Origin of the sequence: Pedobacter punctiformis, from assembly GCF_027213715.1 — a bacterium.
Lineage (GTDB): Bacteria > Bacteroidota > Bacteroidia > Sphingobacteriales > Sphingobacteriaceae > Pedobacter > Pedobacter punctiformis.
This window is the reverse complement of record NZ_JAPWGM010000003.1, coordinates 239323-251861: the sequence shown is the minus strand read 5'-3', so window position 1 is coordinate 251861 and position 12539 is coordinate 239323. Positions and strand designations below refer to the sequence as shown.

7 protein-coding genes are annotated in these 12539 nt (G+C 35.5%); 5 read left to right on the top strand and 2 right to left on the bottom strand.

Annotation, left to right across the window (positions count from 1 at the left end; genetic code table 11):
- Window positions 1-80: 80 nt before the first annotated feature.
- The gene (locus O0955_RS10125; RefSeq protein WP_269427430.1) at window positions 81-1442 is read right to left on the bottom strand and encodes a sensor histidine kinase; all 1362 of its coding nucleotides are present in this window, start codon (window positions 1440-1442) and stop codon (window positions 81-83) included.
- A 17-nt stretch (window positions 1443-1459) separates the two neighbouring features.
- Window positions 1460-2830, bottom strand: coding sequence for a sigma-54-dependent transcriptional regulator (locus O0955_RS10120; RefSeq protein ID WP_269427429.1), 1371 nt, complete (start codon window positions 2828-2830; stop codon window positions 1460-1462).
- A 180-nt stretch (window positions 2831-3010) separates the two neighbouring features.
- Here O0955_RS10120 and O0955_RS10115 point away from each other — a divergent pair, with 180 nt between their 5' ends.
- From O0955_RS10115 to O0955_RS10095, 5 genes are all read left to right on the top strand, one after another.
- Complete coding sequence (locus O0955_RS10115) at window positions 3011-4255, top strand: efflux RND transporter periplasmic adaptor subunit (protein WP_269427428.1); 1245 nt, start codon at window positions 3011-3013, stop codon at window positions 4253-4255.
- 71 nt (window positions 4256-4326) lie between these two features.
- On the top strand, window positions 4327-5025 hold the full coding sequence (locus O0955_RS10110) for an ABC transporter ATP-binding protein (protein WP_269427427.1): 699 nt from the start codon (window positions 4327-4329) through the stop codon (window positions 5023-5025).
- A 208-nt stretch (window positions 5026-5233) separates the two neighbouring features.
- Complete coding sequence (locus tag O0955_RS10105; RefSeq protein WP_269427426.1) at window positions 5234-7609, top strand: ABC transporter permease; 2376 nt, start codon at window positions 5234-5236, stop codon at window positions 7607-7609.
- 36 nt (window positions 7610-7645) lie between these two features.
- A complete protein-coding gene (locus O0955_RS10100; RefSeq protein WP_269427425.1) occupies window positions 7646-10006 on the top strand; it encodes an ABC transporter permease in 2361 nt (786 codons plus the stop codon).
- A gap of 77 nt (window positions 10007-10083) precedes the next feature.
- A complete protein-coding gene (locus tag O0955_RS10095) occupies window positions 10084-12447 on the top strand; it encodes an ABC transporter permease (RefSeq protein WP_269427424.1) in 2364 nt (787 codons plus the stop codon).
- Window positions 12448-12539 lie beyond the last annotated feature (92 nt).

The window sequence follows — 12539 nt, the reverse complement described above, 5'->3', positions numbered from 1 at the left end:
ATTTTAAATAGAAGCCGATTTTAGATGATATGCTAAAATCGGCTTTTGTTTAAATATTTACCTTAAAAACATTCCAGCGATTAGATGTAGTTAAACATTATAGAAAAAGTAGAACCTTCCCCGAGTACAGATGCCACTTCAATGCTTCCTTTGTGCATTTTCATAATATTGCGGCTAATGGTTAAGCCAATACCTGAACCATGTTTACGGGTGGTATAAAACGGCACGAATATTTTTTCAAGATTGTCAGATTCAATACCTTTTCCATTATCGATTACTTCAATATATAACTTATTGTTTTCCAGTCGGTAGCTTACCTGAATGTGCGGGTTTGGCATTTCTTCCACCGCATAAATGCTATTGGTAATTAAGTTAATCAGCACTTGTTCAATCAGTTTTAAATCCAGTTGCAGTGTAATTCTGGATGAAGTTTGCTCTACATCAAGTACCACGTTGCGCACTTTAGCAAAAGGCTGCATTAAAACCTTAATGTGTTTTAATATTTCGCCAATGGTATGCGATTCGAGAATTGGAGTAGGTAGTTCAGCAATTAAACGATAATCTTTTACAAAATCTAAAAGGCCCGAAGATCTTCTTTTGATGGTTTGAAGAGCTGTTTTTAAATCCTCCATTTCATCTTCGGTTAAATTTTGCTTATCGGTAACCATGCGGTTTATCGTGTCAGACAGGGAGCTGATTGGCGTAATGGAGTTTAAAATTTCATGAGAAATTACACCTATCAGTCTGTTCCAGGCCTCGGTTTCTTTTTGTTCTATTTCATCTTTAATATTTTGGAAACTAATAATGGTATAATGGTTCCCATATAAATTTAAAGGCATAACTTCCGTAGACAGCTGGATAAATTTATCCTGAATTTTAAGTTCCAAAAATCTTTTTCCACCGGTAACAATCTGGTCAACCTCATGAGCAAAGACAGGCAAATGTTGCTTCAGCCGGTGCCAGTATTTATAGGCAGGTACACCAAGCAAGGCTGAGGCCGCCTGATTGAAAAAAGCAATTTCTAAATGTCCGTTCTGTTCTTTTTGCGTGTTATTAATGACAATTACCCCGACCGGAACCTGTTCTAAAATGGTTTTTATCAACTGGAACATGGCTTCCTGCTCCAATCTGATTTGTTTATGTACCTGAAGAATATCACTGAAAGATTCGTACAATTCAGGAAAACTTCCTTTTGTGGTTTTATTTTTGAAGTTTAAGGTATGATCGCGTGTTTTTACCGCAAGGATAAAACGCTTAATGTCTGACCGGATTTCATTAATATAAAAATACAAGGAAATGATGCTACCAATAAAAACTAAGCTCAGGCCAATTATGGTAAACCAAAGCTGAGTGTTTTTAATGAGGTAAAATAATAAATAGCCCAGCAGGTTAATAATAACCAGCCGGAGGATCAAACGAAAAGTAAAGCGTTTATAAAACATCTTTTATAACTAAAAGCTTAAATTCCAAATTTTTCAATTCTACGGTATAAAGCGGCCCGGGTTAAGCCCAGTTCTGCCGCGGCTTTTGATATATTGCCCTTATGTTTATCGATTGCTTTTTGGACCATCATTTTTTCCATATCCTCCAGTGCCATTTCATCGGGCATAGCATTATTATTTGCAAAACGTTGTGGACTTAGCTGCAAATCTTCTTCAGAAATGGTTATACCATCACTCATAATTACAGCTCTTTCCAAAACATGCTGAAGCTCCCGAACGTTGCCTGGCCATGCATAATTGAGCAGTGCTTCTTCAACCTTTGAACTTAAACTACGCGTTTCTTTATGATATTTTGAACTGAAAACCTGCATAAAATGATTGGCCAGTAATAAAATATCTGTTCCGCGTTTGCACAGTGGGGGTAATAAAAGCTCCACCGTGTTAATCCTGAATAATAAATCCTGCCTGAATGTATTTTTTGCAACCATTTCATTTAAAGGCATATTAGTAGCTGTAATTAAACGCACATTTATTTTACGTTCCTTACTCTCGCCTAAACGGGTAACGGTTCTGTTTTGCAAAACACTTAATAATTTTGCTTGCAAGGGAAGGGTTAAATTACCAATTTCATCTAAAAAGATGGTTCCGCCATCAGCCAGCTCAAATCGGCCGGGCTTATCTTCTTTTGCATCAGTAAAGGCCCCTTTTGCATATCCAAAAAGTTCGCTTTCGAAAAGGTTTTCATTTAGAGATCCTAAATCCACATGCATAAAAACCTGATTTTTGCGCTGAGAGTACCTGTGGATTTCGTAGGCAAATACTTGTTTTCCAGTTCCGTTTTCGCCTAAAATAAGCATATTGGCATCTGTAGGAGCAACTTTCACCAATGTATTTTGCAATTGCTTAATTACCTCGGCTTCGCCCACAATGTGCTCAAAACCACGGGTCATATCTTTCTGCAAAGAAGAATGGATTTTTTCGAGTTTTTTTACCTTTCTGGTCGATTCACGCAATTTAGAGGCTGAAGATAATGTTGCAAAGAGCTTTTCATTTTCCCAGGGCTTCAGAATAAAATCAGTAGCACCTTTTTTTATTGCCTTTACAGCGAGTTCAACATTGCCAAAGGCAGTCATCAAAATCACTACGTAATCCTTATCAATGGATAAAATGTGCTCGAGCCAATATAAACCCTCACGTCCATCACTGGCACCTTTCTGATAATTCATGTCCAGCAAAATAATGTCGACCTCATTTTTGCTTAGTAAAATGTTTATTTCTTTTGGCGATTTACAGGTGATGACTTGCTTAACTTGCTGCTTGAGAAATAATCTTGCGCTAAGCAGAATATCATCGTCATCATCAATAATTAGAACCGTAGCATCTAGCATAAAAATTAAGTTTGATAATACGAATTTACCAAAACTGTTCGATCCCGCACATAAACTGTCCGAAAACGAACATTTCATTGTTGATTAATATTGTAATTATCTGTTTTTCAGTATTTTATTTTTGTTTATGCTTTTGGCACAAGCTTGGTTATTAAGGATCAAAACAGTACAAACCAACCAATGGATAAGAAAATAGAGAAGAAAAGATTTAGCACTAAAACCTTAATGATATTAGGTGGAGCAATTGCATTTATTGCCGTTGTGATTTATGGCTATACCTTATCACTTAAAAAAGTGTATAAAGCTGATGCAGATAAACTAACCATAAGCAAGGTTCAATATGGCGACTTTGAAGATGTAGTTTTATTAAATGCCAGCGTTGTACCTCTAACTTCTGTAATTGTAAGTTCTTCTGAGGGTGGAACTGTTGCTGAAATTTTTACAGAGAACGGGGCTTCCGTGGTTAAAGGAACACCACTTTTAAGAATTTCAAATTCTAATGCAATGTTAAGTTATACTTCAAGCCAAACTGCTGCAACAGAGCAGATAAATCAATTACGTAAATCGAGATTAGACCTTGAACAAAATCAAAGGGTGTTAAATCAGGATTTATTAGATGTAGAGAACAATTTGCGTACGGCTGCAAGACAATATCGTTTGGATAGCGCATTATATTCTAAAAAGGTAATAACCACACAGGAATTTACAAAATCGAACCAGGATTATGAATATTATCAGGGTAAACGCAAAATTGTAAAACAAGCCATTCAACAAGAAAACCAAAGCCGTAGAATGCAACTGGCGCAAATTGATCAGTCTATGGGACAAATGAATGAGAGTTTGGAAATGATCCGTAAAAACATTGAAAACATGACGATTAAAGCACCGGTTTCAGGAAAACTTTCTTCTTATGATCCTGTAATTGGAAAATCCTATACCTCCAATGAAATGATTGGAAAGATTGATGTTTTGCAGGGTTACAAATTACAAGCCGGGGTAGACGAATATTATATCAACCGGGTTAAAGAAGGGCAAACGGCCAGTTGTGAGTTTAATGGTAAAACCTACAACTTAACGGTGAGCAAAGTTATTCCGGAGGTTACCTCGGGGCAGTTTCAGGTAGAAATGGTTTTTAAAAATGGTTCGCCTGATGGTTTGCGCCGTGGATTATCCTTACAAACGAAGCTAACCTTATCTGATAACAGCAAATCATTGCTTTTAGCACAGGGACAATTTTTCCAAAGTACAGGAGGATCTTGGGTGTTTGTGGTCAACAATGGTAAAGCCACTAAGAAAAATATTAAAATAGGACGTAAAAACTACCTTTATTATGAAATACTAGATGGTTTACAGAAAAATGATGAGGTGATCACTTCGTCTTATGATCAGTTTAATCAATACGATCAGGTAGAAATAAGTAAATAATATCAATGCCGGATTTAGGGATAACAGAAATCCGGTATACTAAAATATTCAAACGTTACAACAAATAGGCTATGATTAAAATAGAAAATCTGGAAAAAGTTTACAAAACTGAAGAAGTGGAAACCACAGCGCTCAATGGAATCAATCTTCATGTTAAAGCAGGAGAATTTGTGTCCATTATGGGGCCATCTGGTTGTGGTAAATCTACTTTGCTAAATGTTATGGGTTTACTGGATAAACCTGAAGGTGGAAGCTATAAATTTATCGATACAGAGCTCTTGACTTTAAATGATAGGGAGCGTTCTAATTTTCGTAAACGAAACATGGGGTTTGTATTCCAAAATTTTAACCTGATTGATGAGTTAACCGTTTTTGAAAACATTGAACTTCCTTTAATCTACAATAAAGTTCCGGCTACGGAACGTAAAAAACTGGTTAATGAGATTATTGAACGCATGAACATTGTAAACCGAAGTGGTCACTTTCCTCAGCAATTATCCGGTGGTCAGCAGCAGCGTGTAGCGGTTGCAAGAGCTTTAGTAACCAAGCCAAAATTGGTTTTGGCAGATGAGCCAACCGGAAACCTGGATAGCTCACATGGTAACGAAGTAATGGAATTGCTTTGTGAACTAAATGAAACCGGAACAACCATCGTAATGGTAACACACTCCAGTCATGATGCCAGTTTTTCTAACCGGATTATCAACTTAAAAGACGGACACGTGATATCCGAAAAAATAAATAAAAGCAGAAACGAAGAGCTGATATAAAGGCTTAATGTAAAGGGTTTAAGGCATAAGGCTAAAACATCAAAACCCTAAGCCTTATACCTCAAAAAGAATTTAGTTTTAGTTAGTGATAGCCAGCCCGAAAATCTTCCCGGAAGGGAAGAGGGCATTGGCAATGTAAACGAAATCCTAAATAGATAAGCCGATACTTTAATAATGGTTTCATTAATAATTCAACAGGAATAATAAGATGTTTAAATTAAACTTAAAAATAGCACTTCGTAATCTTTGGAGAAACAAGGGTTTCTCTCTCATCAATATAGGAGGATTAGCTATTGGTTTAGCCAGTTGCATGATTTTATTGCTCTATGTTGCTTATGAATGGAGTTATGATAAGCAATTTACAGATCATGATAAAACTTATGTGGTTTATCAAAATGCGGTTGCAAATGGTAAAACTTTTAGCTGGGCATGGACGCCTAACGCGATGGCACCTGAAGTGAAAGAAAAAATTCCGGGAGTTAAATATGCATCGCATTCTACTTATCCAAATGCAAAACTTATTACCTCAGGAGATAAAAAACTAATAAGCACTGTTATTTTTGCTGACCAATCTTTTGTGAAAATATTAGATTATAAATTCATTAAAGGCAACCCGGATCAGGTTTTAAAAGGTATAAATACCATCATCCTCACAAAATCTTTTGCTAAAAAAATATTTGGAAACGAAGATCCTATTAATAAAACAGTAACGCTTGATAATCAGGATGTTTTAAAGGTAGAGGCAGTAATTGATGATGTACCGGCCAATACCAGCATAAATTTTGAATGTTTAATGCCCTGGGCACTGTTTGAAAAGAAAGAATCCTGGGCCAAAGAAAAGAACTGGGGCAGTAATATTTGCCTGACAATTGTTCAATTGCAGGATAATAAATTTTTTGCGGAGGCAAATGCAGATATGAAAGGCATTTACAAACGCAATCAAAAGGATAAATTTACAGCCGATGCTTTATTACATCCACTGGATAAATGGCATTTGTACAGTGATTTTGAAAATGGAAAATCTGTAGGCGGTAAAATAGATCAGCTTAAAATATTTCTGATGCTGGCTTTTTGTATTTTACTAATTGCCTGTGTAAATTTCATGAATTTATCAACTGCCCGTTCTGAGCGGAGGGCAAAAGAAGTAGGTATTCGTAAGGCAATTGGTTCTTCACGTAAATCATTAATTAGCCAATTTTTATTAGAATCGGTATTTATAACCTTTATTTCAACTATTCTGGCTTTTGCCCTGGTCGAAATCAGTTTGTCTTATTTTAATAACTTATTAAACATTAAACTACAAATCGACTACGGCAATATTAAATTTTGGATTGCTCTTTTAGCTTTAATGCTCTTTGCCGGGTTTATGGCTGGAAGTTATCCTGCATTGTATTTGTCTTCTTTTGAGCCGATTAAGGTGCTTAAAGGTTTAAAAATTAGAACCGATTCATCAGTTTCTATTCGGAAAATTTTGGTAGTTATTCAATTTGTTTTTGCTGCATGTTTAATTGTTTGTACCTCAGTTATTTATCAGCAACTTAAATATGCTAAAAACAAGCCTATTGGCTATGATAAATCTAATTTAATCCAAATTTCTGTAGAAGGCCGCATGCGCGAAGAAAGTAAACTGGAATTGCTTAAAACCCAACTTTTAAAATCGGGTGCCGCGTCGCATGTTACTACTTTTAGTAAAGACATTACAGAGAATGGGAATAATACAACTGGTATCTCCTGGGAGGGCAAAAACCCGAACGAAATCATTTTGTTCAACAACAGAGGAATAGGTGATAATTTTATTGAAACCATTGGAACGGAGCTCGTTAGCGGGAGAGTGTTTTCGGACAAATTTCCTGCCGATACCAATAGTGTAATGCTGAATGAAGCGGCTGTAAAGATGATGAGACTTAAAAATCCTATAGGTGCTATCATAACCTGGGGCGGTAATACTAGGCTTACAAATGTTGGTGTGGTAAAGGATTTTGTTGTAGAAAGTGCCTATCAAAAAGTGGCGCCTATGATATTTTATTCTAGTCGCAGAGATGGTGCCGCTGTAATTATTGTTCGTTTAAACCCCAATCAAAATATTAGCTCATCTCTTGAAAAAATTGATGAATTGGTAAGAGAAACAGAACCCAATTACCCTGTTCGCCGTAAATTTGTAGATGAATCATTTGAAGCTAAATTTCAAAACGAGAAACTTTTAGGAACACTTTCCAATTGGTTTGGCGGTTTTGCCATTTTCATTTCTTGTTTAGGTTTATTGGGCCTGGCTTTGTTTATGGCTGAGCAACGTAAAAAAGAAATCAGCATCCGTAAGGTACTGGGGGCAAGTACAGCCAACATTCTGGGGCTTTTAAACAAAGATTTTATAAAATTGGTTGCAATCGCCAATCTTATCGCTTTTCCTTTAGCTTATATTATTATCAACAAATGGCTTTCTGCTTTTGAATACCGGGTACCCATTTCTGTTTTACCTTTTGTGCTGGCCCTTTCTATCTCTTTGATAATAGCCATTTTAACCGTAAGTATTCAATCTGTTAAAGTGGCAAAGGCAAATCCAGTTGATGCTTTAAAATATGAATAACGATAATCAGCTTAACCATTTACACCGTTAACTTATATGTTCAAATTAAATTTAAAAATCGCTTTGCGAAGCCTTTGGAGAAATAAAGGTTTTACTTTGATTAATCTGGGTGGTTTGGCCATCGGATTGGCCAGCTGTATGATTTTATTATTATATGTTGCTTATGAATATGGCTACGATAAGCAGTTTACAGATTATGAAAAAACTTATGTGCTGTACAATAATCAAAAAACCGCGAAAGAAACCTTCAGCTTTATGGCTTTTCCAGGTCAAATGCAGGAAGAGATTCGGACCAAAGTACCAGGTGTTTCTAAAGTAGCCAGGTTATTTTATCCTGAATTAAAATTGCTTTCTTACAATCAAAATAACTTTAAGAATAGTGGAACGTTTGCAGATCCCGATTTCCTTAAAATATTTGATTACAAAGTTTTAAAAGGAAATCCGTCCACATTTCTTAAAAGTCCGGATGGCGTAGTCATTTCAGAAACACTCGCTAAAAATCTTTTTGGTAATGAAGACCCCCTGAATAAAGTTGTTAAACTGGATAATAGTGAAAGTTTAAAGGTGGAGGGTGTAATTGAAGACAGGCCAAAAAACAGTTCTATAGAAGTTGATTACTTCATGTCATGGAGTTTATTCGAAAAATTAAACCCATGGACAAAAGATAGTGGCTGGGGAAATAACTATTGTATGCTATTTCTGCAATTGGAAAATAATTCATTTTTTGATCCGGTAAACAACCAGTTACATGGAATGATTAAGGCGCATGATAAAGAAGCAAATGGTGAAGCTTTTATGCATCCATTGTCCAAATGGCACCTGTACGGTAAATTTGAAAATGGCAAAAATGTGGGTGGAAAAATAGATCAGTTGAAAATATTTTTTCTCCTTGCTTTTTGTATTCTGTTAATTGCCTGTGTTAATTTTATGAACCTTTCTACCGCTAAATCTGAAAAAAGATCAAGAGAAGTTGGTGTACGAAAGGCAATTGGCTCATCAAGGAAAAACCTGATAGGACAGTTTATGTCCGAATCTATTTTACTAACCACAATTAGCATGCTTGTTGCATTTGTATTAATTGAGGTGAGTTTACCCTACTTTAATAACCTATTGGGCATAACGCTTAGTATTGATTATCAGGGCTGGCAATTTTGGACGGTATTTATAGGACTGGCACTTTTAACAGGCGTTATAGCTGGTAGTTATCCGGCGTTTTACCTGTCTTCTTTTGACCCTGTTAAAGTACTAAAAGGTTTCAAAATGGCTGGCGGATCTTCACTTTCTGTGCGTAAATTTCTAGTCGTATTTCAATTTGTTTTTGCGGCTTGCCTCATTGTTTGTACAGCAGTTATTTATCAGCAGCTTAACTACATTAAAAATAAACCAATAGGTTATAATCGTACAAACTTAATTCAAATTCCAACTGAAGGTGAACTTGCCAAAAAAGAAAAAAGGCAGATACTAAAAGATGAGCTGATTAAATTAGGTGCAGTAACGGATGTAACCGAATATAGTCAGTCTTTAACAGCAGGTGGAAATAATACTTACAGTGTAACATGGCCTGGGAAAAATGAAAAAGAGAAAATTTTGGTGAATTTTAGATTTACCAATCTTGACCTTGCAAAAACAACCGGAATGGAGATTTTGCAGGGAAGGGATTTTTCAAGGGACTTTGCGGATACGGCCAGTGTTTTGGTAAACGAAGCATTGGTTAAAGTAATGGATATGAAAGATCCGGTAGGGAAGACAATTAACTGGGACCAGCCACTAAAAATTGTTGGGGTACTTAAAGATTATGTGATGGAATCGGCCTATCAAAAACCACAACCTTTATTAATTGCTCAAAATCCGGATAGAGCTACCACTTTAATTTTAAGAATAAATCCAAAAAATAATGTAACAACCTCGATAAATGAAATTACCGAAGTTGTTAAAAAGCTAAATCCGGCTTATCCTGTTGACATTAAGTTTGTTGACGATAATTTCGAAGCCAAATTTAAAAATGAGAAACTTTTAGGGACACTTTCCAATTGGTTTGGTGGTTTTGCAATCTTTATTTCCTGCCTTGGCTTATTAGGACTGGCTTTATTTATGGCCGAGCAACGTAAAAAAGAAATCAGTATCCGTAAAGTTTTGGGCGCCAGCACAACTAATATTCTCACCTTATTAAATAAAGATTTTATTAAGCTGGTGGCTGTTGCAAATATAATTGCCTTCCCATTAGCTTATATCATTATTAATAAATGGCTCTCGGCGTACGAATATAGAGTAGCAATTTCCGTATTGCCATTTGTTGCAGCAATTACATTATCGGTTTTAATAGCGGTTTTAACGGTGAGTATTCAATCTGTTAAGGTGGCAAAGGCAAATCCTGTTGATGCTTTAAAATACGAATAATAGTTTAAGGCTTAAGGTAAAAGGCGCAAGGTTAATGCGCCATAAGCCTAAACCTTACACCATAAACCTTATACCCTATGTTCAAATTAAACTTAAAAATCGCATTGCGTAATCTGTGGAGAAACCGTGGGATTACTTTTATAAATATTGGCGGTTTGTCTATTGCATTGGCCGCTTTTATTTTGGTAATGATTTATGCCGCTTATGAAACGGGGTTCGATAAATCCAATCCAAATTACGATCGTATTTATCAGGTAGGAAGAAGTATGCAGGACCTGAAAACGAATTACACGCCACCACCATTAGCACAGGCCATAAAAGATAATTTTCCGGAAGTAGAAGCTGTTGGTAAGATGAAATCCGGTGCTTTTGAATTACCACTGTTTACCAATGAAGGCACTGTATTTACCCAGAATTTTTTAATGGCCGATTACAGTGCAACGCAAATGTTTAAAATAAAACCAGATTATGGTTTAGAAAAACCAAAGGGCGAAAGTGTCTCTCTTTTTTTACCCAGAGCCTACATGCAAACCTTATTTCCGCATAAAAAAGATAACAAACCCGAGCTGGTTGGTCTTGCAAGTAAATCTGCGGGGCAATCGGGTGAGGTTATCGGGAGTGTTTTTGTAGATCCGCATTCAAATATCAGTTTTGATGCATTGTACATTTCAAATGATTTAGGAAAGGGAGAAGATTATGGTTTTAATAATTACCAAACCTATATTCAGGTTAAAAAAGGAACTGATATTTATAATCTTGAACAAAAAATTAATAAACTTTATCAAACAGAATTAGCAAAAAATAGTGGTAACGATGATCGTTTTAAATCAACAACAATATTTTTAGATCCACTAAAAAATCTCCATTTAAAACCAAAAACCGGAAGTGATGCTAACTATAAAGTATTGATCTCTGTTTCTGTTTTAGGCTTTCTGATTTTAATTATAGCCTGTATTAATTTCACTAATTTAAGTATTGCCCAGGCTGCAAAAAGAGCCAAAGAAGTAGGTGTCAAAAAGGTAATGGGTGCTTATCGTGTTCAATTGGCAATACAATTTTTAACGGAAATATTAATTCAGTGTATCGCTGCTACGGTATTGTCACTAATCTTCGCAGAATTAGTTTTGCCTGGTTTTAACAGTTTATTTCTGGTTAATTTAACAATTTGGCAAAGTAACAGCTCCTTAATTTGGCAGTTGCCATTAATTTTATTCTTTATTACTCTAATTGCAGGGATTTATCCGGCAATGGTGCTATCTGGTTTTAAGCCTGCGGCCGTATTAAAGGGCAATTTTCAAACCAGCAAACAAAGCTATTGGCTTAGAAATAGCCTGCTGGTTATTCAATTTAGTATTGCTGTTATTTTTATTACCGGTTTACTTATTATCAACTCGCAGTTAAAATATATGCGTACACAAGATGTTGGCTTTAAAGCAGATCAGGTTATTTATGTGAAAAATATTGCTCTTTTTTCTGATCCTGCCATTTTCGAGCCAATACGGGAAAAAATAATGAAAATTTCAGGTGTTAAATCGGTTACGGTAACCAATTCTATACCTGATGGATCTAAATTAGGTACCAACACATATGCCGTTGATGCCAAAAAAGAATTAATTAGCTTCCTTGATGTGGATTTCGATTATTTCGAAACCTTAAATATCAAATTAAAAGAAGGCAGGCCATTTTCAAAGGAATTTAAAACCGACGCGGTAAATTCTGCCATTTTAAATGAAAGTGCAACCGCAAAATATGGTTTAACAAATCCATTAGGTAAAACGATCCGTGGCTGTGATATGGATTATAAAATTGTAGGGATAATTAAAGATTTTAAAGCCCAGGGTTTTGAAAAAGCTGTAGAACCGACAATTTATACCTTAAAAAATCCATGCGGAAATCCGAAAACCATGATTATGATCAAAATTGAAGAAAGCAAAATGTCTGAAACCCTGGCTAGTTTAAAAAATCAATGGTTAAACATTAATCCGAAGGATGGAGATAATTTTCGCTATCAATTTTTGGATCAGTTATATGGCAAACTTTTTCAGAAGCAGGAACAGTTGCAATCTGTATTTTTTGCTGCGGCTATTTTAACCATTTTTATTGCCATACTTGGATTATTTGCTTTTGCAAAATACATTACCAATGGCAGGATTAAGGAAATTGCAGTACGTAAGATATTGGGCGCAAGTGATCTGCAGATTATGAAACTGATTAATACTTCATTTTTTACTATGGTTATTTTAGCCAACTTAATTTCGTGGCCAGTTGCCTATATTTTAACTAAAAAATGGCTGGGAACATTTGCCTATAGAATAGAAATGCCTGTTTTGCCTTTTATAATCAGTGCGTTAATTACCATTTTACTCACGATTATTACGGTAAGTCTGCAAGCCACTAAAGCGGTTAAAGCCAAGCCTGTTGATGCTTTAAAATACGAATAGAATTTGTTAACTATTTTAATGTTCGTTCACTAACGTACAGCTATTGTTCGATAATGAACATTTGTAATTTTTTATTTATTTTAATTTATTGA